The 21,382-nt window shown below is 71.6% G+C and carries 23 protein-coding genes and 1 pseudogene; 10 read left to right on the forward strand and 14 right to left on the reverse strand.

Annotated features, from left to right (window positions below; genetic code table 11):
* Positions 1 to 30: 30 nt before the first annotated feature.
* Positions 31 to 615, reverse strand: a complete 585-nt coding sequence (locus ACFY8O_RS02825) for a suppressor of fused domain protein (RefSeq protein ID WP_387898181.1) — start codon at positions 613 to 615, stop codon at positions 31 to 33.
* A gap of 411 nt (positions 616 to 1,026) precedes the next feature.
* On the opposite strand from ACFY8O_RS02825, the gene ACFY8O_RS02830 reads away from it, so the two are divergent.
* Both ACFY8O_RS02830 and ACFY8O_RS02835 read left to right on the forward strand, forming a co-directional pair.
* Complete coding sequence (locus tag ACFY8O_RS02830) at positions 1,027 to 2,142, forward strand: magnesium and cobalt transport protein CorA (protein WP_145803449.1); 1,116 nt, start codon at positions 1,027 to 1,029, stop codon at positions 2,140 to 2,142.
* Between the two features lie 12 nt (positions 2,143 to 2,154).
* Complete coding sequence (locus ACFY8O_RS02835) at positions 2,155 to 2,673, forward strand: hypothetical protein (protein WP_387898183.1); 519 nt, start codon at positions 2,155 to 2,157, stop codon at positions 2,671 to 2,673.
* A 9-nt stretch (positions 2,674 to 2,682) separates the two neighbouring features.
* On the opposite strand, the gene ACFY8O_RS02840 is transcribed toward ACFY8O_RS02835, so the two are convergent.
* Positions 2,683 to 3,435 carry a hypothetical protein gene (locus ACFY8O_RS02840; protein WP_387898186.1) on the reverse strand — a complete coding sequence of 251 codons (753 nt, stop codon included), beginning with the start codon at positions 3,433 to 3,435 and terminating at the stop codon, positions 2,683 to 2,685.
* Between the two features lie 171 nt (positions 3,436 to 3,606).
* On the opposite strand from ACFY8O_RS02840, the gene ACFY8O_RS02845 reads away from it, so the two are divergent.
* From ACFY8O_RS02845 to ACFY8O_RS02855, 3 genes are read left to right on the forward strand one after another with little or no spacing between them, the layout of a single operon-like run.
* Positions 3,607 to 4,881 (forward strand): magnesium transporter MgtE N-terminal domain-containing protein, encoded by a 1,275-nt coding sequence (locus ACFY8O_RS02845; RefSeq protein ID WP_145803455.1) that lies wholly within the window; start codon positions 3,607 to 3,609, stop codon positions 4,879 to 4,881.
* Positions 4,871 to 5,449: a DUF1003 domain-containing protein gene (locus ACFY8O_RS02850; protein WP_387898188.1), complete on the forward strand. Its 579-nt coding sequence runs from the start codon at positions 4,871 to 4,873 to the stop codon at positions 5,447 to 5,449. Before ACFY8O_RS02845 ends, ACFY8O_RS02850 begins: the two co-directional genes overlap by 11 nt.
* Before the next feature lie 24 nt (positions 5,450 to 5,473).
* Entirely contained in the window at positions 5,474 to 6,607 is a 1,134-nt protein-coding gene (locus tag ACFY8O_RS02855) for an Mrp/NBP35 family ATP-binding protein (protein ID WP_145803458.1), read from the forward strand.
* A gap of 60 nt (positions 6,608 to 6,667) precedes the next feature.
* Here the strand turns inward: ACFY8O_RS02855 and ACFY8O_RS02860 are convergent, their stop codons facing one another.
* From ACFY8O_RS02860 to sigE, 5 genes are all read right to left on the reverse strand, one after another.
* Positions 6,668 to 7,333, reverse strand: coding sequence for a hypothetical protein (locus tag ACFY8O_RS02860; RefSeq protein WP_145803460.1), 666 nt, complete (start codon positions 7,331 to 7,333; stop codon positions 6,668 to 6,670).
* A gap of 126 nt (positions 7,334 to 7,459) precedes the next feature.
* A complete protein-coding gene (locus ACFY8O_RS02865) occupies positions 7,460 to 7,915 on the reverse strand; it encodes a sec-independent translocase (protein ID WP_145803462.1) in 456 nt (151 codons plus the stop codon).
* Positions 7,916 to 8,034: 119 nt separating this feature from the next.
* Complete coding sequence (locus tag ACFY8O_RS02870) at positions 8,035 to 9,990, reverse strand: trypsin-like peptidase domain-containing protein (RefSeq protein ID WP_387898192.1); 1,956 nt, start codon at positions 9,988 to 9,990, stop codon at positions 8,035 to 8,037.
* A gap of 89 nt (positions 9,991 to 10,079) precedes the next feature.
* Positions 10,080 to 11,042, reverse strand: a complete 963-nt coding sequence (locus tag ACFY8O_RS02875; protein ID WP_387898194.1) for an anti-sigma factor family protein — start codon at positions 11,040 to 11,042, stop codon at positions 10,080 to 10,082.
* Positions 11,039 to 11,800, reverse strand: coding sequence for an RNA polymerase sigma factor SigE (gene sigE / locus ACFY8O_RS02880; RefSeq protein ID WP_208765960.1), 762 nt, complete (start codon positions 11,798 to 11,800; stop codon positions 11,039 to 11,041). Before sigE ends, ACFY8O_RS02875 begins: the two co-directional genes overlap by 4 nt.
* A 177-nt stretch (positions 11,801 to 11,977) precedes the next feature.
* Here sigE and ACFY8O_RS02885 point away from each other — a divergent pair, with 177 nt between their 5' ends.
* Entirely contained in the window at positions 11,978 to 12,643 is a 666-nt protein-coding gene (locus ACFY8O_RS02885; RefSeq protein ID WP_145803469.1) for an O-methyltransferase, read from the forward strand.
* Positions 12,644 to 12,776: 133 nt separating this feature from the next.
* On the opposite strand, the gene ACFY8O_RS02890 is transcribed toward ACFY8O_RS02885, so the two are convergent.
* On the reverse strand, positions 12,777 to 12,944 hold the full coding sequence (locus tag ACFY8O_RS02890; RefSeq protein ID WP_018105485.1) for a DUF3117 domain-containing protein: 168 nt from the start codon (positions 12,942 to 12,944) through the stop codon (positions 12,777 to 12,779).
* A 315-nt stretch (positions 12,945 to 13,259) separates the two neighbouring features.
* On the opposite strand from ACFY8O_RS02890, the gene chcB reads away from it, so the two are divergent.
* Positions 13,260 to 14,069: a 2-cyclohexenylcarbonyl CoA isomerase gene (chcB, locus tag ACFY8O_RS02895; RefSeq protein ID WP_387898198.1), complete on the forward strand. Its 810-nt coding sequence runs from the start codon at positions 13,260 to 13,262 to the stop codon at positions 14,067 to 14,069.
* A 16-nt stretch (positions 14,070 to 14,085) separates the two neighbouring features.
* Here chcB and ACFY8O_RS02900 read toward each other — a convergent pair whose 3' ends face one another.
* Together ACFY8O_RS02900 and ACFY8O_RS02905 are read right to left on the reverse strand one after the other, a co-directional pair.
* On the reverse strand, positions 14,086 to 14,667 hold the full coding sequence (locus ACFY8O_RS02900) for a DNA-3-methyladenine glycosylase I (protein WP_387898201.1): 582 nt from the start codon (positions 14,665 to 14,667) through the stop codon (positions 14,086 to 14,088).
* A complete protein-coding gene (locus ACFY8O_RS02905) occupies positions 14,664 to 15,059 on the reverse strand; it encodes a DivIVA domain-containing protein (RefSeq protein ID WP_208765984.1) in 396 nt (131 codons plus the stop codon). The genes ACFY8O_RS02900 and ACFY8O_RS02905 overlap by 4 nt, the downstream gene beginning before the upstream one ends.
* A gap of 97 nt (positions 15,060 to 15,156) precedes the next feature.
* Here ACFY8O_RS02905 and folP point away from each other — a divergent pair, with 97 nt between their 5' ends.
* Positions 15,157 to 16,029 carry a dihydropteroate synthase gene (gene folP, locus ACFY8O_RS02910; RefSeq protein ID WP_145803476.1) on the forward strand — a complete coding sequence of 291 codons (873 nt, stop codon included), beginning with the start codon at positions 15,157 to 15,159 and terminating at the stop codon, positions 16,027 to 16,029.
* Between the two features lie 166 nt (positions 16,030 to 16,195).
* On the opposite strand, the gene ACFY8O_RS02915 is transcribed toward folP, so the two are convergent.
* Positions 16,196 to 16,981 (reverse strand): LOG family protein, encoded by a 786-nt coding sequence (locus ACFY8O_RS02915; RefSeq protein WP_145803478.1) that lies wholly within the window; start codon positions 16,979 to 16,981, stop codon positions 16,196 to 16,198.
* Positions 16,982 to 17,066: 85 nt separating this feature from the next.
* On the reverse strand, positions 17,067 to 18,146 hold the full coding sequence (gene dapE, locus ACFY8O_RS02920) for a succinyl-diaminopimelate desuccinylase (protein ID WP_145803480.1): 1,080 nt from the start codon (positions 18,144 to 18,146) through the stop codon (positions 17,067 to 17,069).
* Positions 18,147 to 18,208: 62 nt separating this feature from the next.
* On the opposite strand from dapE, the gene ACFY8O_RS02925 reads away from it, so the two are divergent.
* Positions 18,209 to 19,105, forward strand: coding sequence for a hypothetical protein (locus ACFY8O_RS02925; RefSeq protein WP_145803482.1), 897 nt, complete (start codon positions 18,209 to 18,211; stop codon positions 19,103 to 19,105).
* 309 nt (positions 19,106 to 19,414) lie between these two features.
* Positions 19,415 to 19,672 (forward strand): annotated as a pseudogene (locus tag ACFY8O_RS02930) (ATP-binding protein); the annotation flags it as partial.
* 170 nt (positions 19,673 to 19,842) lie between these two features.
* Here ACFY8O_RS02930 and dapC read toward each other — a convergent pair.
* Together dapC and fdxA are read right to left on the reverse strand one after the other, a co-directional pair.
* Positions 19,843 to 20,946, reverse strand: a complete 1,104-nt coding sequence (gene dapC / locus ACFY8O_RS02935; RefSeq protein WP_145803485.1) for a succinyldiaminopimelate transaminase — start codon at positions 20,944 to 20,946, stop codon at positions 19,843 to 19,845.
* Positions 20,947 to 21,040: 94 nt separating this feature from the next.
* Positions 21,041 to 21,361 carry a ferredoxin gene (gene fdxA, locus ACFY8O_RS02940; protein ID WP_014154250.1) on the reverse strand — a complete coding sequence of 107 codons (321 nt, stop codon included), beginning with the start codon at positions 21,359 to 21,361 and terminating at the stop codon, positions 21,041 to 21,043.
* Between the last annotated feature and the right edge of the window lie 21 nt (positions 21,362 to 21,382).

Below are 21,382 nucleotides of genomic sequence, written 5' to 3' on the forward strand. Positions count from 1 at the left end.
GCTGCGCGCCCCTCGCACGCCCCGCGTGCGTCAGTCCAGCGCCACGGACCCGCGCAGCGGGTCCCGCAGGTCCGTGCCCTGCGAGAGCCAGCGCTCCTGGAGCTCCTGAGCGCCCCTGACCCGCTTCCAGGCGGCCTCGTTGTGCGTCATCGGCAGCAGCGGCAGGAAGCGCACCGGGTCCATCGGGGCGTCCAGCTCCAGATCCTCGACCAGGCCGCCGGGTTCGGCGACCAGGACGGAGCCGAAGGGCGCTCCGGGCCACAGCGGCTGCCCGAGGTCGAGCGACGCGCCCGGGGCCACGATCAGCCCTTCGACCTGCGGGGACGCCGCCAGTACCGCAAGGGGCCGCAGCACCTGGTCGGTGTCCGCGAGCCTCGCCCGCACGGAGAGGACCAGCTCGGCGCGCGGCCCCTTCACCGGGTCGGCGAGCGGCGAGGTGGGATCGGCCATCGGCTGGGCCGACATGCCGAGCGTCGCGTAGCGCACCACGTCGCCGTCGACGAAGCGGAGCACCTCGATACGGTCCGTGCCGAGGAACGTCACGTCGGCGCGCGCGTCCGGCTCCCCCAGCGCCGTACGGAGACGGGCCTCGACCAGATCAAGAATTTCTCGCATGCCGCGAGCATAGAACGCGTTGTGAACGGGCAAAGGAAGGAATTGGCCCTGAGTCAGGCTGATAGCCTGGGCCGTCGGTCGGGACAGCACGCCAAGCGTCGCTCTCAGTCCTGACAACACGTGATCCCCCACGGGGGACCGGCCGGAGGAGGTGGGGCTGCGGTGGATCCAAGTCGACCGTGCAGTACCAACCGCTCTTCCGCACGACGTCTGCCTTCTGTGATCTGACGTCCTTCCCGGACCTCACCACGGCAGTTCGCGCACCGGAAGAGCCCCTCGTTTTTGCCTGTCTGTAGCGAACGCCGTCATCGCGCCCGCGCGGTGCCGCCCGCTTTGCGGACGTGAGCGCACGTCCCCATTCCGGGCTGTTCCACGCCCCGCCGACGGCTCTCCGTGGAAGAGGAGCCAGCCATGTCGATGATCCGTGACCTGCGCGCCGCCGTGCGCCCGTCCCTGCGCAAGAGCAACACCCCGTACAGCACGTACGACACCACGCGTGACCCCTCCGTCTCCAGCGCCGTGGTCGACTGCGCGGTCTACCGCGACGGACGCAGGGTCACCGACGCCTCCTGCCTGACGCCGCGCGAGGCGATGCTCCGGGTGCGCGAGGACGGCGGCTTCGCCTGGATCGGCCTGCACGAGCCGACCGAGGAGGAGTTCTCCGGTATCGCCCGGGAGTTCGGGCTCCACCCGCTCGCCGTGGAGGACGCGGTCCACGCCCACCAGCGGCCCAAGCTGGAGCGGTACGACGAGACGCTGTTCACGGTCTTCAAGACGATCCACTACGTCGAGCACGCCGAACTGACCGCGACCAGCGAGGTCGTCGAGACCGGCGAGGTGATGTGCTTCACCGGACGGGACTTCGTCATCACCGTCCGGCACGGCGGCCAGGGTTCGCTGCGCGCCCTGCGGCACCGGCTCCAGGACGATCCCGAACTGCTCGCCAAGGGCCCCTCCGCCGTGCTGCACTCCATCGCCGACCACGTCGTCGACGGGTACATCGCGGTGGCCGGATCGGTGCAGGACGACATCGACGAGGTGGAGATCGACGTGTTCTCCACCCCGGCGAAGGGCAGCCGGCGTGGCTCGGACGCGGGCCGGATCTACCAGCTCAAGCGCGAGGTACTGGAGTTCAAGCGCGCCGTGTCGCCCCTGCTGCGGCCGATGCAGCTGCTCAGCGAACGCCCCATGCGGCTGATCGACCCCGACATCCAGAAGTACTTCCGTGACGTGGCCGACCACCTGGCCCGCGTGCACGAAGAGGTCATCGGCTTCGACGAACTGCTCAACTCCATCCTCCAGGCCAATCTGGCGCAGGCGACGGTCACGCAGAACGAGGACATGCGCAAGATCACCTCCTGGGCGGCCATCATCGCCGTACCCACGATGATCTGCGGGGTGTACGGCATGAACTTCGAGCACATGCCCGAACTGCGGTGGACGTACGGCTATCCGATGGTGCTGGCGCTCATCGGTGTCGTCTGTTTCTCCATCCACCGCACCCTCAAGCGCAACGGCTGGCTCTAATAGAGTTCGGGCATGACTGCTGCTGACGTGTTGCTGGCCCGGGCTCTCGTCGAGGAGGCCACCAAGAAGTCCGGCCTGATCTGGGTGCGGGGCACCGGACCCGCCCGGGCGCTGTGGCACGTGTGGCACGAGGGCGCCGCGGTGCTCGTCGGGGACGGCCCGGGCGAGCAGCCGCTCCCCCCGGGGCTGGACGCCGGCGCCGCCGCCGACGTGACCGTGCGCAGCAAGGACAAGGGCGGCCGACTCGTGGCCTGGACCGCCGACGTCACGGTCCTGGAACCGCACTCCGAGGCGTGGGAGGCCGCGGTCGGCGAGCTCAAGGGCAAACGGCTGAACGCACCGGACGCCGAACGGATGGCCGAACGCTGGGCGCGTGAGTGCCGGGTCGTACGGCTGACGCCCGGTGCCTCCCGTACCGATCTGCCGGACGGCTCGCTGGCCGCGACTCCGCTTCCCACCCCGGCGACCACCCGGCGCACGGCCCCCGCCGCGCTGCCCCGGCTGCTCCTGAAGCGCCGGGGCAGGCGCTGACGGGCTCCGTCAGCCGGAGGACCTGGGCAGCTCGCCGCCGTAGTCGACGGTGTCGTCCTCGGACGGTGCCTCCAGCGCGAACGTCTGACCCCAGTCGGCGAGGGTGATGGTGCCGCCGCCCCCGCCGCGGGCGACCCGCAGGGGGTACGGGGTGCCCTCCAGGGAGACGTCGAGCGCACCCCCCTCACCCTTTCCGCCCATGATCTGCACGGTGCGGATCCCGCCGATGGTGTCCCGGTCGCCCTTGTTGACCTTTCCGTGGAGCGTGAGCATCCCGTCGAGCAGCGTCTTCTTCTCCGTGAAACCGCGCAGCTGCTGGTAGGTCGGGTCGTCCTCGGGAACCTTGACGTACTTGCCCTGGAGCTTGTCGGCGGCCTGGTCGCTCTCGTCGTCGCCCGTCCCGCCCTTCCAGAAGCCGGCGTCGGCCTTGAGGAAGAGCTCGTCACCGACCCGCAGCAGCGCGAACGTGTTCTGCTCCGAGGTGACCGATCCGGTGCCGCCCTCGCCGCTGAGCCGCATGTTCAGGCTGTACGTGACGCCCTTGCTGACCAGCTTCCCCGTCAGCCGCACCGCGTCCGCGGCGTCTGCGGCGGCCCGCGTCTTCCGGTCGATCTGTGCGGCCGTCAGCTTGCCGACTCCGTTGGTGCCCTTGTCCGGGTCCTCGCCCGCGCAGGCCGCGAGCGAGGCGGTCAGTCCCGCGCAGAGCACCACGGCGGCAACGGTCCGGCGTCGGGCCCGGACGGCCGGGGCGGAAGAGGTCACGGGCGCACTGCCTCTCATCTGTGTGTCGGGGGTGGCAGACGGCAGCGTACCCGTGCGCCGTACGCCATTCGGCAGAGCGCCTTACGGACGGTCCGCCAAGGCGCCCCGCAGCGGTACGGGCTAGCCTGATCACGGCCCAGAAGGACGTGGACGACGAGGGAGGCGCACAGGATGGCGGCAGGCGCTCCCAGAGTTTTCGTCTCACACCTCTCCGGCGTACCGGTGTTCGACCCCAATGGTGACCAGGTCGGCCGGGTGCGCGACCTGGTGGCGATGCTGCGGGTGGGAGGCAGGCCTCCGCGCCTGCTCGGCATGGTCGTCGAGGTCGTGAGCCGCCGGCGCATCTTCGTGCCGATGACCCGGGTGACCGGGGTGGAGTCGGGCCAGGTCATCACGACCGGCGTGGTCAACATGAGGCGGTTCGAGCAACGCCCGACCGAGCGACTCGTCCTCGGCGAGTTCCTCGACCGGCGGGTGAGGCTGACGGAGACGGACGAGGAGGTGACCGTCCTCGACGTCGCCATCCAGCAGCTCCCCGCCCGCCGTGACTGGGAGATCGACAAGTTCTTCGTGCGCAAGGGCCGTGGCGGTGCCCTGCGCCGCAAGGGCGAGACACTGACGGTGGAGTGGTCGGCCATCAGCGGCTTCTCGCTGGAGGAGCACGGGCAGGGCGCCGAGAGTCTGGTGGCGACCTTCGAGCGGCTGCGCCCCACCGATGTCGCCAACGCCATGCACCATCTGACGCCCAAGCGCCGGGCCGAGGTCGCCGCCGCGCTCGACGACGACCGGCTGGCGGACGTCCTGGAGGAGCTCCCCGGGGACGACCAGGTGGAGATCCTCGGCAAGCTGGAGGAGGACCGCGCCGCGGACGTCCTGGAGGCGATGGACCCGGACGACGCCGCCGACCTGCTCTCGGAGCTCCCGGAGGCGGACAAGGAACGGCTGCTGGCCCTGATGCGGCCGGACGACGCGGCCGACGTACGCCGTCTGCTGTCGTACGAGGAGCGGACCGCGGGCGGGCTGATGACGACCGAGCCGATCATCCTGCGTCCGGACGCGACGGTCGCCGACGCACTGGCCCGGGTCCGTCAGCAGGACCTGTCCCCCGCGCTCGCCGCCCAGGTGTACGTGTGCCGCTCTCCGGACGAGACGCCGACCGGCAAGTACCTGGGCACCGTGCACTTCCAGCGGCTGCTGCGGGACCCTCCGTTCACCCTCGTCAGCTCGATCGTCGACAGCGACCTCGTGCCGCTCACCCCGGACACCCCGCTGCCCGCCGTGACCAGCTATCTGGCGGCGTACAACATGGTCTCCGTGCCCGTCGTGGACGAGAGCGGCTCGCTGCTGGGCGCGGTGACCGTCGACGACGTGCTGGACCACCTGCTCCCGGAGGACTGGCGCGAGACCGACTTCCAGGGCGAGGAGGGGATCGCCGGTGGCAGCTGAGGACCGTTCGCGTACCGTGCCGACCGGCGCCTCGGGCATCGTGCGCCCTCCGCGGCCCCGGCTCGACCAGCCGAAGGCGCCCCGGCGCCGGCTGCTGCCGGAGTACGACCCCGAGGCGTTCGGCCGGTTCTCCGAGCGCATCGCCCGCTTCCTGGGCACCGGGCGGTTCATCGTCTGGATGACGCTGATCATCATCCTGTGGGTGGTGTGGAACATCTTCGCGCCGCCGGACCTGCGGTTCGACGAGTACCCGTTCATCTTCCTGACGCTGATGCTGTCCCTCCAGGCCTCCTACGCGGCCCCTCTGATCCTGCTCGCGCAGAACCGCCAGGACGACCGTGACCGGGTCACCCACGAGCAGGACCGCAAGCAGAACGAGCGCTCCATCGCCGACACCGAGTTCCTCAGCAGGGAGATCGCGGCGCTGCGGATGGGCCTCGGCGAGGTCGCCACGCGTGACTGGATCCGCTCGGAGCTGGAGGCCATGGTGAAGGACATGGAGGAGCGCCGGCTGTTCCTTCCGGTCGAGAGTGACGAAGGTGACCGCGGAGGGGCTACCCGCCCGTAGGGATCGGCGCCGTACCATCGTCCTATGGCTACGGAAGACGCGGTGCGCGAAGCACTGGCGACAGTGAACGACCCGGAGATCCACCGACCGATCACCGAGCTGGGCATGGTGAAGTCGGTCGAGATCGATCCTGACGGTGTAGTCGCTGTCACCGTGTATCTCACGGTCTCCGGCTGCCCGATGCGCGAGACGATCACCAAGAACGTGACCGACGCGGTGGCCCGCGTCGAGGGCGTCTCGCGGGTCGAGGTGACGCTCGACGTGATGAGTGACGAGCAGCGCAAGGAGCTCGCCTCCTCGCTGCGCGGTGGCACGGCGGAGCGCGAGGTGCCGTTCGCCAAGCCCGGTTCGCTGACGCGGGTCTACGCGGTGGCGTCCGGCAAGGGCGGCGTCGGCAAGTCCTCGGTGACGGTGAACCTCGCCGCGGCCATGGCGGCCGACGGGCTCAAGGTCGGTGTGGTGGACGCGGACATCTACGGGCACAGCGTGCCCCGGATGCTCGGCGCGGACGGCAAGCCCACCCAGGTCGAGAACATGATCATGCCGCCGTCCTCGCACGGCGTGAAGGTGATCTCCATCGGCATGTTCACCCCGGGCAACGCCCCGGTGGTGTGGCGCGGCCCCATGCTGCACCGGGCGCTCCAGCAGTTCCTCGCCGACGTGTACTGGGGCGACCTCGACGTCCTGCTGCTCGACCTGCCGCCGGGCACCGGAGACATCGCGATCTCCGTGGCGCAGCTCGTGCCCAACGCCGAGATCCTGGTCGTCACGACCCCGCAGCAGGCGGCGGCGGAGGTCGCGGAACGGGCCGGCTCGATCGCCGTGCAGACCCACCAGAAGATCGTCGGCGTGGTCGAGAACATGTCGGGCATGCCGTGCCCGCACTGCGACGAGATGGTCGACGTGTTCGGTTCGGGCGGGGGCCAGCGGGTCGCCGACGGGCTGACGAAGACGGTCGGCGCCGAGGTGCCGGTCCTCGGGTCCATCCCGATCGACGTACGGCTGCGCGAGGGCGGCGACGAGGGCAAGCCCGTCGTGCTGTCCGACCCGGACTCCCCGGCCGGCTCGGCCCTGCGGTCCATCGCGGAGAAGCTGAGCGGCCGTCAGCGCGGCCTGTCGGGCATGTCCCTGGGTCTCACCCCGCGCAACAAGTTCTGAGCGTGCGACGGGCGGTGGGCAGCCTCCTGCGAGGCCGCCCACCGCCCGTCTGCGTACCGCTCAGCTCTCCTCGTACGAGGCGATGTCACCGATCACCGCGAAGCCGAGGCCGTAGGCGCTCATGCCGCGCCCGTACGCGCCGATGTGCACCCCCTCGGGAGCCGAGCCGGCCAGCACCCAGCCGAACTCGGACTCGCGGTAGTGGAACTCCACGGGCACACCGTCCACCGGGAGCGACAGCGTCGACCAGGGGGCCCGGCCGAGGTCGTGGGCGAGCTCGAACGCGGTCTCCGTCTGCTGGTTCAGCCATTCGCCACGCAGCGTGTGGTCCATCTGCGGAGGCCAGGTGCAGTCCAGCAGGCCGGAGCCCGCCAGCCAGGCCGCCGACGAGACGGTCGTGGCGTCCAGCACACCCGTCCCGTCGTCGCTGTCGCGCACCGGGCTGCTGCCCACCGTCACGACCACCGCGAAGCGCGCCTTCTCCGCCCCCGCGTCCGCGCGCACCACCGGCTCCTCACCGTGCCCGGTGGAACCGTGCTGCACCGTGTCGTCCGCCGTGGCGGTGACGTGCATCAGCCAGCGTGGGCCCGTGAAGGCGCCGTCCAGCCCGTACCAGGGGAACGGCGCCTTGAGATAGCCGTCGACAGTACGCCGGGTCGCCGGCACCCCCTCTGCGGTGACTGTGCTGGGCGCACCGTCCGCCCCTACCCGACTCGTCGTCTCCATCTGCCCGGCCGCCTCCTCGATCTTCCGCTGATCCGGAGCGGCCCTCCCCCCATGGGCATGGGCAACCTCGCAACCGGACAGATGGAGAATAGCCATACCGTCCGGACGAGCCGGGATTGACGGGTCTCAGGTGGCGTCTGCGTCGAAGGGCGGGCGCTCGTCCTTGGCGGGCTGCGCCGGCTTCTTGAGGAGGTCGGGGGCTCCGGCGGCCGCCCCGGACGCGGCAGCGGCGGCACCGGTGGGGGACGCGCTCTCGCGGCCGTTCACCGCGTCGGTGACCTCGGCCATCTCCTTGCGGAGGTCGAAGCTCTCCCGGATCTCCTTGAGCCCCAGTTCGTCGTTCCCGTTGGTGAGCTGCTTACGGATGTACGTCTTGGGGTTGAGGTCCTCGAACTCGAAGTCCTTGAACTGCGGGCCGAGCTCCGAGCGGATGTCCTCCTTCGCGCTGTCCGAGAACTCACGGATCTTGCGAATGGTGCGCGTGACGTCCTGGATGACCTTCGGCAGCTTCTCCGGGCCGAATACGAGCACGGCGAGAACCACGAGCGTCAGCAACTCGAGTGCGCCTATGTCATTGAACACCTTGCTGCTCCTCGTGTTCTCTGCGTGTTCTCCGCGTGGTCTGCGCCGCCAGGTCGTCAGGGCCCGGGCCGCTCCACGGTACCCGGCGAAGCTGTCCGCGCGGTACCTGCCGGTGTCCGTCAGGTGCCGCTCGCCGACCCCAGGGTCAAGGTCTTGGACAGTTCCTTTCCACCGCGGGTCAGCCGGAGGCCGAGCCGGTCGCCCGGGCGGTGGGCGCGGATCTTGACGATCAGTTCCTCCCCGCTGTGCACGCGCTGGCCCTCCACGGCGGTGATGACGTCCCCCGCCCGGATGCCGGCCTTGTCGGCGGGACCCCCCTGCGTCACGGCCGATCCGCCGTCGGCCGCCTTGCCTCCGACCTTGGCACCGTCGCCCGTGAACTCCATGTCGAGCGTGACGCCGATCACGGGGTGGGTGGCCTTGCCGGTATTGATCAGCTCCTCGGCGACCCGCTTGCCCTGGTTGATCGGTATCGCGAAGCCGAGGCCGATGGAGCCGGACTGGCCGCCTTCGGCACCGGAGGCGCTGTCGGCGGCGCGGATGGCGCTGTTGATGCCGATGACATGGGCGTCGGAGTCGACCAGGGGCCCACCGGAGTTGCCCGGGTTGATCGGGGCGTCGGTCTGCAGGGCGTCGACGTAGCTGACGTCGGTGCCGTCGCCCTTCTCACCGCCGGCGGTGATGGGCCGCTGCTTGGCGCTGATGATCCCCGAGGTGACCGTGTTGGACAGGTCGAAGGGGGCCCCGATGGCCACCACCGGGTCGCCCACCTGCACGTTGTCGGAGTTGCCGAGCGGCAGTGGCGTGAGGCCCGACACCCCGGTCACCTTGACCACGGCGAGGTCGTAGCCGCTGTCCTTGCCGACCATCTCGGCGGACGCGGTCTCCCCTCCACTGAAGGTGACCGTGATGTCGCCGGTGGAGCCCGCGGGGGCGACCACATGGTTGTTGGTGAGGATGTGCCCCTTGCCGTCGAGCACGAAGCCGGTGCCGGTGCCGGACTCGGCGGAGCCGCTGACGTGCAGGGTGACCACGCTGGGGAGCGCGCTGGCGGCGATACCGGCGACGCTCTCCGGTGCCCGGCCACCGTCGTCGCGTCCTGCTTGGGGGAGCTCGACCGTGGTCAGGCCGCCGTTGCGCTCGACGTAGGCGCCGATGCCGCCACCGATCCCGCCCGCGACCAGCGCGAGCAGCGCGGCGCCGATGACGAGGGACCCCCGGCGGCCTCTGCGCGGCCCGCTCTCGGGTCCCGGGTGGCTCAGGGGCTGGTGCGGTTGCTGAGGCTGCTGAGGCGCACCCCAGGGGTCGTAGCGCAGCCACTGCGAGGGCTGCTGCGGTGCCTGCGGCCCCAGTTGCGGCTGCTGAGCCTGTGCGGAGGACTGCGGGGGCACCGTGTGCTGCGGCGGCGGGGCAGAAGCGGAGTGGCCCTGCTGGGTGGTGTGAGCCTGCGGCGGGGCCGGGTGAGTCTGCTGAGCGGTGTGAATCTGCTGAGGCGGCGCGTAGCTCTCGGCGGGGGTCGCCTGCCCGGCCTGGGCCGGGGCGGGCGCGGGCGTGCCGTGGCCGTTCCCGCCCGCGTACGGCGGGGGTACGGGGGTGCCCTGGGCCGGGGTCGGCACCGGGCGCTGCACCGGCGGCGCGGGGGCCCAGGGCCCCGGGCCGCCGTAGGGCGGGGTGCTGTACTCGTCGGGCGCGTGCAGCGGCCGGGTCCGTGGCGCGGGAGCGTGCGGCTCGGGTGCGGGGGCGGCCGGACCGGCGTGGGCCGGGGAGGCGGAACCGACCGGCTCGGCGGGGGCCGGAGGTGCGGGGGTGTAGTCCTCCGCCTCGGTCCTGGCGGACGGCGGGGCGGCCACGGCGCCGGCGGACGGCTCGTCAGCCGGGTCGCCGGGGGCCGGCGGCGCGGCGGGCGCCGGTGGCGCGTGCACGTAGTCCTCGGTCCCGGCGGACGGCGCGGGTGTTCCTGCGGTCTCGTCCGCCGCGCCGGGGGCGGGGGCCTGCGGTCCGGCCGGGCCGGACCGTCCCGTCGAGGGACGGCTCCACCACTTCGTCTTCGGCCCGCTGGGCCTACCGTCGTCCATGCTCTCCCCGCAACTGGCCCTTGCACGCCCCACAGAGGCGTCCCTGCCGGAATTCAACCAGGTTTGCGAATCGGCGCGCAGGCTGCCGGTCAGCGCAGCGGGGAAAGCGGCATCGCGTGGTCGTAAACAGGCGGTGTCACGGTCGTCGCGGACGGCACAGGCCGCTGCGGATCCGCTCCCCTCCCGGGCGACGCCGAGTAGAGCGGGCCGGCGTCGGTCGGGCGTATGAGCGGCGGCACGCTCACGTTCAGCACGGGGAAGGTGTACGTGCCCGCGGTGAGCGGCGAGGTGCTGAGCAGCGACGGCGCGGAGGCGAGCACGGGCCGGCCCGAGGCGGAGGGGACGGGGCTGCCCGCACCCTGCCGGCCCTCCTGTACGGCGAGTGCCCCGCCGCCGCTGCGGCTGGCCGCCGTTCCGGCGCCGCCGGTCCGCTCCCGCGCGTCGAGCGGAACCGCGCTGCTGCCGGCGCCCTCGGCACTGAGAGGAGCCTCGGGGCTGTAGTCGAGCGGAAGGGCGCCGCCGAGGGCGATGGCCGCCAGCGAGACGGCACTGGCCGCGGCGAACGCGAAGCGCCGGGCACGCCAAGGGGATCGGTCGGCCTCGCGGCTCACGTCATGGATGCGGAAACCCCGGTGCGAGGAGCCGCCCGGGAGCACCGCCGTCGAACCGTGGGCCGTGGGGAGGTAGCCGAAACCGTCCAGCGGTGAGCGACCCGCTTCCGCCGGACCGCCGGGCTGGAGCACGGGGAAGATGCCGTCCGAGAGACGCCGGTTGCCACCGAAGGGGCCGCCGGAGCCGTCGTCGTCGGATCCGGAGCCGCCGGGAAGACCCTGCAACCGGGCGAGGAAACCCTCGGAGGGCGACGGGGCGGCGGAGGTCGCGAAGGCGCTCTTCAGCCGCCGCTGGGCGTCGGCCTCGGCCTTGCAGCGCGAACAGGTCGCGAGATGGGCCAGGACCCGCTCCCGCGCGTCGTGTTTGAGCTCGCCGTCGACAAGCGCGGCGAGCCGGTCCCCGAGATGCTGCTCCGCGGGGGTCGGACGTGTGCCACTCACGCCGTTCCGCCCTCCCCTGCCAGGACCGCGTCCGCCAGGGAACGCTGCTCGGCGCGGGCCTCGGGCGAACGGTGCTGGAGTGCCTTGCGCAGGTGCGAGCGACCGCGGTGGATGCGGCTGCGCACCGTGCCGAGCTTCACGCCGAGCGTGGCGGCGATCTCCTCGTAGGAGAGGCCCTCGATGTCGCAGAGGACGACGGCCGCACGGAACTCGGGCGCGAGGGTGTCCAGCGCCTGCTGGACGTCCGCGTCGAAGTGCGTGTCGTTGAAGACCTGCTGCGGAGACGGCTCACGGCTCGGCAGGCGCTCGGCCGCGTCGTCGCCGAGCGAGTCGAAACGGATCCGCTGCTTGCGGCGGACCATGTCCAGGAAGAGATTCGTCGTGATCCTGTGCAGCCAGCCCTCGAAGGTGCCGGGCGTGTAGGTCGACAGCGACCGGAAGACGCGGACGAAGACTTCCTGGGTGAGGTCCTCCGCGTCGTGCTGGTTACCCGTCAGCCGGTAGGCGAGGCGGTACACACGGGCGCTGTGCGTGCTGACGATCTCTTCCCATGAGGGCGGGGTCCACGCCTGGGAATCCGCATCTGAGGCGAAGGTCGCGGTCGGTGCGGAATCGTTGGAAGAACGGTCAGCAATGTTGGTCACGGATTTCGGCTCACCCGCCGACCTGAGAAAGCGCCGCAGCGCTCCTCTCCGATCCACAGGCGCAGCCGCACCTCCCCTATCGGCTCTGGTGGTGTCCAGTGGAGCCCCTACCATAGCCACCTCGCCCGTTAGCTCCGGATAAGCCTTTTCCCTGCTGGCGCCCCGGTCTCGCCGGGAGCAAGAGGCACATTCCGGGCCCGGCCCGAGGGCCCGGTCCAGCTGTTGTCCTCCGCCCCCTTCTAACGCCTGGTCCCATCTGCGGGTTCCCGGGTGCAGCGGATACAGTCACCGTTGCGCGAACTACGGGGACAGGAGAGGGTCATTACCGCCAACCGGCAGACGAGCTGGGCATTCGCCGACGCCTTTGTCGCCGAGGAAGAAGCTCTGCTCTGGGCGCGGGACCGGGCCCAGGAGTCAGGGCTCCGCCCGGTGTCCTCGGGCACCGGCGCGGCGCTGCGTCTGCTCGCTGCCACCGCGGACGCCAAGGCGGTGGCCGAGATCGGCACCGGAACCGGCGTGTCCGGCATCTATCTGCTCCAGGGCATGCGCCCGGACGGCGTACTGACCACCGTCGACCCGGAGCCCGAGCGTCAGCAGTTCGCCCGGGAGGCGTTCCGCGCGGCGGGCTTCGCCACCAACCGTGCCCGCTTCATCCCCGGCCGCGCGCTCGACGTCCTGCCGCGGCTCGCGGACGGCGGGTACGACCTCGTCTTCTGCGACGGCGACCGGCTGGAGAGTCTCGACTGTCTCGCTGAATCGTTGCGCCTGCTACGACCGGGTGGCCTCGTGTGCTTCGAGGGTGTGTTCGCCGACGGCCGCACCATCGACTCCGCGGCGCAGCCCGCCGAGGTGCTGCGCCTGCGCGAACTGCTGCGGGCCGTGCGCGAGAGCCAGGAGCTCATGGCGACCCTGCTGCCGGTGGGCGACGGCCTGCTGTGCGCGGTGCGGCGCGGCTGACCGGCCCGCTCCGGCCTCCTCGCCCCGCCTGCCCCCGTGGCCGTTCCCGTCCTCGTCGTTCCGGCCTACGGCGCACCACTGCCCCGGCACGGAGTCCGTGCCGGGGCAGTGGTGAAGTGTGGGCGCCTGCGCCTCAGCCGACGACCTGCTTCAGTGCGTCGCCAAGTGCGTCGGCCTCGTCCGGAGTCAGCTCGACGACAAGCCGACCGCCGCCTTCGAGCGGAACGCGCATGACGATGCCCCGCCCCTCCTTTGTCACCTCGAGCGGGCCGTCGCCCGTCCGCGGCTTCATGGCCGCCATGCTCGTTCCCCTTCCTGAAACCAGCTCATCGCAGCCGGCGGCCCCATGACAGGCGCTGCCTCACCGGCGTCGAACACAATGCTTCCTCCGCATTATCCCGCATCGAAGACCCCGATGACCAACATCGGTCGGCATCGCTTGCGCAACGCGCTTTCCCAAAACCACCCAATTCGGCGATCCGGCTGCGATACTGCGCCACCCCCGGCCCTCAGCCGAGAGCCAATCGTTAGACGCAGGTCACATGTCAGGCCCGCGGGAAGTCCGCCATGCTTGCCTGGACAGGCACAATGCCGGCGCCCTTAAGGAGACCCAGCGATGGCCGACGTGGCCGACACCGTGCTCACGGACGTGAGCCACGGGCTCGCGACGATCACGATCAACCGACCCGACGCGATGAACGCCATGAACACGGCGGCCAAGGTCGCGCTCCGCGACGCCCTGCTGGCGGTCGCGGCCGACCCCGCGGTGCGCGCGGTTCTGCTCACCGCCACCGGGCGCGCCTTCTGCGTGGGCCAGGACCTCAAGGAGCACGTCGCCAAGCTGGCCGAGGCGAGCGCGTCGGGCACGGGCAACGCGCTGAGCACCGTGTCGGAGCACTACAACCCCATCGTTCGCGCGATCACCGAGATGGAGAAGCCCGTGGTCGCGGGGGTCAACGGGGTCGCGGCCGGCGCGGGCTTCGGCTTCGCGCTCGCCGCCGACTACCGCGTGGTCGCCGACACCGCCGCCTTCAACACGTCGTTCGCGGGCGTGGCGCTGACCGCCGACTCCGGCGTCTCCTGGACCCTGCCGCGGCTGATCGGCGCGAGCCGCGCCGCGGACCTGCTGTTCTTCCCGCGTTCGATCTCCGCGCAGGAGGCCTACGAGCTGGGCATCGCGAACAAGGTGGTCCCCGCGGCCGACCTGGCGGCGGAGGCCCACGCGGTGGCCCGCGCCCTGGCGGACGGACCGACGGTGGCGTACGCGGCGCTGAAGGCGTCCGTGGCGTACGGCGCGGGGCACACCCTCGCCGAGACGCTGGAGAAGGAGGACGAGCTCCAGACGAAGGCGGGCGCCTCCAAGGACCACACGATCGCGGTCGAGGCCTTCCTCGCCAAGCAGACGCCGAGGTATCTGGGCGAGTGAGGGCGGGGCGGGGTCCTCAGTGCCCGCCCCGGGCCACACAGTCGGCGAGGTGGTCGTCGACCAGGCCGCAGGCCTGCATCAGGGCGTAGGCGGTCGTGGGGCCGACGAAGCGGATGGAGCGCTTCTTCAGTTCCTTGGCCAGTGCGGTGGACTCCGGGGTGACGGCCGGGATGTCACCGAGGGTGCGCGGGGCGGGCCGGGTCGCCGGGTCCGGGGCGTACGACCAGATGAGCGCGTCCAGCTCGCCCTCGCCCCAGCCGGCCAGCACCTCCGCGTTGGCGAGGGTGGCGTCGATCTTGGCGCGGTTGCGGATGATCCCGGCGTCGGCGAGGAGCCTCTCCTTGTCGGCGTCGGTGAAGGCCGCCACCGCGGAGATCTTGAACCCCGCGAACGCGCTGCGGAAGCCCTCGCGTCGGCGCAGGATGGTGAGCCACGACAGCCCGGACTGGAACGCCTCCAGGCAGAGCCGCTCGAAGAGCTGGTCGTCGCCGTGGACGGGACGGCCCCACTCGGTGTCGTGATAGGCGAGGTAGTCCTCCGTGGCCAGGCTCCACGGGCAGCGCGGGCGGCCGTCCGCGGCCGGCTCGGCCCCGCTCATCGGCCGTCCTCCTCGTCCCTCGGTGCGCCGCTCTCCCCCGTGAGCGGCTCGCCCGGCCGCTTGAACAGGTCGGGGCCCGTGACGGCGCTCGCCTGGGCGCCCGCCAGCGCCGACTCCAGCTCGGCGATGTGAGCGTCCCGCTCGGCGAGTTCGGCGCCGAGCCGGTCGAGGGCCTCGTCGACGTCCGCCATGCGGTATCCGCGGACGGACATGGGCAGCCGCATCGCCTCGATGTCGGCCCGGCCGACCGGGCGGTTCGCGGGCAGCGGATCGGTGAGCCGCTCGGGCTCGACGTCCTGCAACACGGCGCTTCCGCCTCCGCCGACCACCGCCAGCGTGACCGCGGCCACCACCACGGCCATCGTGAGCAGCAAGAACCAGAACACGTTCATCTCCTCGGGGAGCGGCATACCTGTCCGGGTCAGATCGTGCCATGCGCCACTGACAGTTAGGGTCGCAGGCGCAGGCGAGCTACAGGAGGAACCAGGGATGCGAAGCGGTGCGCTCAGGCTGGGGCGGCGGGAATTCGGGCCGAACGAGCCGGTGATCATGGCGATCGTGAACCGGACCCCCGATTCCTTCTACGACCAGGGAGCCACGTTCCGCGACGAGCCGGCCCTCTCCCGCGTCGAGCAGGCGGTCGCCGAGGGCGCGGCGATCATCGACATCGGCGGGGTGAAGGCGGGCCCGGGCGAAGAGGTCACGGCGCAGGAGGAGGCGCGCCGCACGGTCGGCTTCGTCGCCGAGGTGCGCCGTCGTCATCCCGACGTGGTGATCAGTGTGGACACCTGGCGGCACGACGTGGGCGAGGCGGTCTGCGCGGCGGGGGCGGACCTGCTCAACGACGCCTGGGGCGGTGTGGACCCGAAGCTGGCGGAGGTGGCGGCCCGCCACGGAGCGGGACTCGTGTGCACCCACGCGGGCGGCGCCGAGCCGCGCACACGGCCTCACCGGGTGACGTACGACGACGTGATGGCGGACATCCTGGAGGTGACCGTGGGCCTGGCGGAGCGGGCCGTGGAGCTCGGCGTCCGCCCCGACGGCATCATGATCGACCCGGGGCACGACTTCGGGAAGAACACCCGGCACTCGCTGGAGGCGACGCGCCGGCTGGAGGAGATGGCGGCCACCGGCTGGCCGGTCCTGGTCTCCCTCTCCAACAAGGACTTCGTGGGCGAGACGCTGGACAAGCCGGTGAAGGAGCGCGTGATCGGGACGCTCGCCACGACGGCCGTGTCCGCGTGGCTGGGCGCTCGTGTGTACCGGGTGCACGAGGTCGCCGAGACCCGGCAGGTCCTGGACATGGTGGCGTCCATCGCGGGCTATCGCGCCCCGGCGGTCGCACGGCGGGGGCTGGCCTAGGCCCGGGCGGACGGGCGGACCGCGGGCCCTCGCACCCCGCCGCCCCGGGGCCGCGGTCAGGAGCCCCCCGCGTACTCCACGTACGTCGTCCCGCGGACGAAGAAGCCGGACGGACCGGCCCCGCCTCCCGGGCCCTGACGCGGCCGGTGGGCGGGTCCGGTGGGCGCTAGCGGCCGACCTCCTTGGTCACCAGCCGGACCGCCTCGTCCACGTCGTCCGTGACGTGGAACAGCATGAGGTCCCGCTCGGACGCCTTGCCCCCCGCGACCACCGTGTCCCGCAGCCAGTCCACCAGGCCGCCCCAGTACGCCGTACCGAACAGGACGATCGGGAAGCGGGTCACCTTGCCCGTCTGGACCAGGGTCAGTGCCTCGAAGAGCTCGTCCAGCGTGCCCAGGCCGCCCGGCAGGACGACGAAGCCCTGCGCGTACTTCACGAACATCGTCTTGCGCACGAAGAAGTAGCGGAAGTTCACGCCGATGTCGACGTGCGGGTTCAGCCCCGACTCGAAGGGCAGCTCGATGCCGAGTCCCACGGAGACGCCCTTCGCCTCCCGCGCCCCCTTGTTCGCCGCCTCCATCGCCCCGGGGCCGCCCCCCGTGATGACGGCGAACCCCGCTTCGACGAGCGCCTTGCCGATCCGTACGCCCGCCTCGTAGTCCGGTCCGCCCGCAGGGGTGCGCGCGGAACCGAAGACGCTGATGGCGCTGGGGAGTTCGGCCAGTGCGCCGAAGCCCTCCACGAACTCCGACTGGATGCGCATGACCCGCCAGGGGTCGGTGTGGACCCACTCGGAGTCACCCTCGGAGTCCAGCAGCCTCTGATCGGTCGTGCCCGGCTGGACCTGGTCCCTGCGCCGCAGTACCGGACCCAGTCGCTGTTCCTCGGGCATCACCGCACCCTCGGGAATCTGCGCGCCCTCGGGGATCCGTGCGTCCTCCGGGTTGCCCATGACCTGCTCCCTCCGCCGACCTGCGATGTGCGTGTGTCGCTTCAGCGTAGATCGGCGGAGGTTACGCGCAGGGGAATGCCGTGAGTCAGCTGGTGAGCCAGGAGCGGAGACGCTCCTCGCAGTGCGTGATCCGCTCGACCCGCACGTGCTCGTCCCGCTTGTGGGCGAAGAGGGGGTCGCCCGGGCCGTAATTGACGGCGGGGACGCCCAGGGAGCCGAAACGGGACACGTCCGTCCAGCCGAACTTGGGCCGCGCCACGCCACCGACCGCTTCCATGAAGGCCTTGGCGGCGGGGTGCGAGAGGCCCGGCATCGCGGCACCGGTGTGGTCGTCCACGACGAACTCGTCGACGCCGCAGTCCGCGAAGACCTCCTGGACGTGCGCCTCGGCCTCCTCGGCCGTGATGTCGGGGGCGTAGCGGTAGTTGACGACCAGGGTGCAGGCGTCCGGGATGACGTTGGTGGCGACGCCGCCCTCGATGCCCACGGCGTTGAGCCCTTCGTGGTACTCCAGCCCGTCGATGACCGGGCGGCGCGGCTCGTACGCGGCCAGCCGGGCCAGGGCGGGAGCGGTCGCGTGGATCGCGTTGGACCCCATCCAGCCGCGCGCGGAGTGGGCCCGCTCGCCCTTGAAGCGCAGATGGACGCGGAGCGTGCCCTGGCAGCCGCCCTCGACCTCGCCGTTGGAGCCCTCCAGGAGGACGGCGAAGTCGGCCGCGAGCCACTCCGGGTGCGCCTCGGCCACGTGTCCGAGGCCGTTGAGGTGGGCGGCGACCTCTTCGTTGTCGTAGAAGATGAAGGTGAGATCACGGTTGGGCTCCGGCACCGTCGCCGCGATCCGCAGCTGGACGGCGACGCCCGACTTCATGTCGGAGGTCCCGCATCCCCACAGCACCCCGTCGTCGTCGAGCCTGGACGGCACGTTGTCCGCGATCGGGACGGTGTCGATGTGTCCCGCCAGCACGACACGCTCGGCACGGCCGAGGTTCGTCCTGGCCACGATGTTGTTGCCGTGACGGTCCACCGTCAGATGCGGCAGCGGGCGCAGGGCCGCCTCGATGGCGTCGGCGAGCTCCTTCTCCTGCCCGCTGACCGACGGGAAGTCGACCAGCCGGGCGGTGAGCGCCGGGCCGTCCAGTGCGAGGTCGAGCGAGTGTCCATCCATGGTCACGAGCCTAAGGGACTTCGCTGGCGGGCCCCGTCGTACCCTCCAGTACGGTGGGCCCCGTGCCCCGGACCGCCTCCGCCTCCCGCCGCAGCCGCCTCTTCCGAGTCGTGGCCGCCTTCACCGTGCTCGTGGCCCTGGCCGGCTATCTGGCCGTGCAGTACCTCTCCGGCTACAAGGGGGCCCCGCGCTGCACGGTGGGCCCTGCCGACGGGGGCGAGGGGCGCACGTACGAGCTCTCCCCCGACCAGGCCGCCAACGCCGCGACGATCTCCGCCGTCGGTCTCACGCGTGGGCTGCCGGAGCGCGCGGTGACCATCGCGCTGGCGACCGCGCTGCAGGAGTCGGCCCTGCGCAACATCGACCACGGTGACCGGGACTCGCTCGGGCTCTTCCAGCAGCGGCCCTCGCAGGGGTGGGGAAAGCCGGAGCAGATCATGGACCCGGTCTACTCGGCCGGGAAGTTCTACGAGCACCTCGCCGAGGTCCCGGGGTACTCACGCCTGCCGCTGACCGTCGCGGCCCAGCGGGTCCAGAAGAGCGGCTTCCCGCAGGCGTACGCCAAGCACGAGCCGGACGCCACGCTGCTGTCCGCCGCCCTGACCGGACGCGCCCCCGCCTCGCTGACCTGTTCGCTGTCCACGCGGCCGGCCGCGGGCCCGGGGGACGCGGCCGAGGTGCGGGCGGACCTGGTGCACGCGTTCGGCAAGGGCGTCCTGCCCGCCACGGAGTCGGCGGGCGCCGCCGCCGCGAGCACGGTGTCGGTGCCCGTGCGGGCCGGGGACGGGCCCGCCTCCCGGCGCGGCTGGGAGCTCGCCCACTGGGCGGTCGCCCGGGCCGGCGCCCTGCGGATCGACGAGGTCTCGTACGACGGCAGGATCTGGACCAGCGACACCGGCTGGCGCACCGAGCGCTCGGGATCGGCCGCCGGAACCGTCCGAATGCGGCTCGCTCAGTAGTACGGCCCATCCTCCGTACGGGCCGTTCAAACGCACCTCGAAACGCCGTCCGCGCGGCCGGATTCCCATCCCCGCGGAATCACGGATTCGCTTACACACCAAGGGAAGTGACGGTTCGTCAACCTTTCGCCGACCGCACCGTCACGCCGGGTTCCCCGATTGCGGATTATCTGACGCATTACTCACTCTTTACCTCGGTGCCCCGCAACCTTCCCCGCCCCCGGACCTGTTGTTCAGTGCGTCCGATCAACTGGACAGGCAGATTCCACATCTGCGACGACACTGTCGACGTCCCGCCGAAGGAGCATCATGTCCCTCCCCCTGACCCGCCGGATCGCCCGTGCCGCGCTGCTGATCGCCGCGGGTGCGGCCCCCGTGGTCGGCGCGGCCGGTGCCGCGGGCGCCGCGGGGCTCCCGCAGACCCCCGCGCTCGGCGGCCTCACCTCGCTCGACGGCGCCGGTCTCAGCAGCACGGTGGACTCCACCGCGAAGCAGGGCTCCGAGGTCGCGAACGAGACCGGCGGCAAGGTGGTCGGCACGACCCTGCCCGCAGCGGGCAAGACCCTGGAGAAGGCCGGCACCGTGACCGACGGCGAGCTCGCTTCCGACAGCCTGCCGACCAAGGGCCTGCCGATCGGCTGATCCGCCGGCGCGCGTGCCGCACGGACACGAAGGGGCCTCGGGAGTGCGCACTCCCGAGGCCCCTCGGCACATCCGCGGGCTCGCCCGCAGCGACCCTACGACAGCCGCTCGACCGCGGCGTCCACCCGCTCGTCCGTGGCCGTCAGCGCCACCCGTACGAAACGGTCCCCGGCCGGGCCGTAGAAGTCGCCCGGAGCCACCAGGATGCCGAGCTCGGCCAGATGGGCCACGGTCTCCCAGCACGGCTCGTCACGCGTCGCCCAGAGGTACAGGCTCGCCTCGCTGTGTTCGATCCGGAAGCCGTGGGCCTCCAGCGCGGCGCGCAGGGCCGTGCGGCGCCGGGCGTAGCGCTCGCGCTGCTCCGCGACGTGCGCGTCGTCGCCCAGGGCCGCCACCGTGGCCGCCTGGACGGGAGCCGCGGTCATCATGCCGCCGTGCTTGCGGATCTGGAGCAGTTCGCCGAGCACCGCCGCGTCGCCCGCGACGAAGGCCGCGCGGTATCCGGCGAGGTTGGAGCGCTTGGAGAGCGAGTGGACGGCCACGATGCCCTCGTACGTCCCCCCGCAGACGTCCGCGTGGAGCACGGAGACAGGCTCCGTCTCCCAGCCGAGCTCCAGGTAGCACTCGTCGCTGAAGACCAGCACCCCGTGCTCGCGCGCCCAGGCGACGATCCGGGTCAGCTCGTCCTGCGGCAGCACCCGGCCCGTCGGGTTGGACGGGGAGTTCAGCCACAGCAGCGCGAGCCCTTCGGGGTCCAGCTCCGTCGGGTCGTCGTAGACGACGGGCTCGGCCCCGCAGAGCCGGGCGCCCACCTCGTACGTCGGGTAGGCGAGCCGGGGGTAGGCCACCTTGTCGCCCGCGCCGAGGCCGAGCTGCGTGGGCAGCCAGGCGACCAGCTCCTTGGAACCGACGACCGGCAGTACGTTCTCGTGCCGGACGTCCACCGCGCCGAGCCTGCGCTCGACCCAGCCGGTCAGGGCGTCACGCAGCGCCTCGGTCCCCCACACCGTCGGATAGCCGGGGCTGTCGGCCGCGGCGATCAGCGCCCGCTGGATCAGCTCGGGCACCGGGTCGACCGGCGTGCCGACGGACAGGTCCACCAGACCGTCCGGGTGGGCCACGGCCGTCGCCTTGTAGGGCGCGAGCTTGTCCCAGGGGAAGACGGGGAGACGGGACGAGACGGGAACTGCTGCGGACACGGAACTCTGCTTTCTCGTACGGGGGGCGTGGGGCCGGAAACACGTCGGCCCCGTACGGTGACGAGCCGTACGGGACCGGGCGGCGCTCGTGCTGCTACTGGTTCTGCGGCGGCAGCGCGGCGATGAACGCGTGGTCGCGCTCGATGAGACCCAGCTTGGACGCACCACCCGGCGAGCCGAGGTCGTCGAAGAACTCGACGTTGGCCTTGTAGTAGTCCTTCCACTCCTCCGGGGTGTCGTCCTCGTAGAAGATGGCCTCGACCGGGCAGACCGGCTCACAGGCTCCGCAGTCGACGCATTCGTCCGGATGGATGTACAAGGACCGTGAGCCCTCGTAGATGCAGTCGACGGGGCACTCTTCGATGCAGGCCTTGTCCTTCACGTCGACACAAGGCTGCGCGATGACGTAGGTCACGCTGTCGTTCCTCCTCGGTAG

The organism is Streptomyces argenteolus, from assembly GCF_042902585.1.
Taxonomy (GTDB): Bacteria; Actinomycetota; Actinomycetes; order Streptomycetales; family Streptomycetaceae; genus Streptomyces; species Streptomyces argenteolus.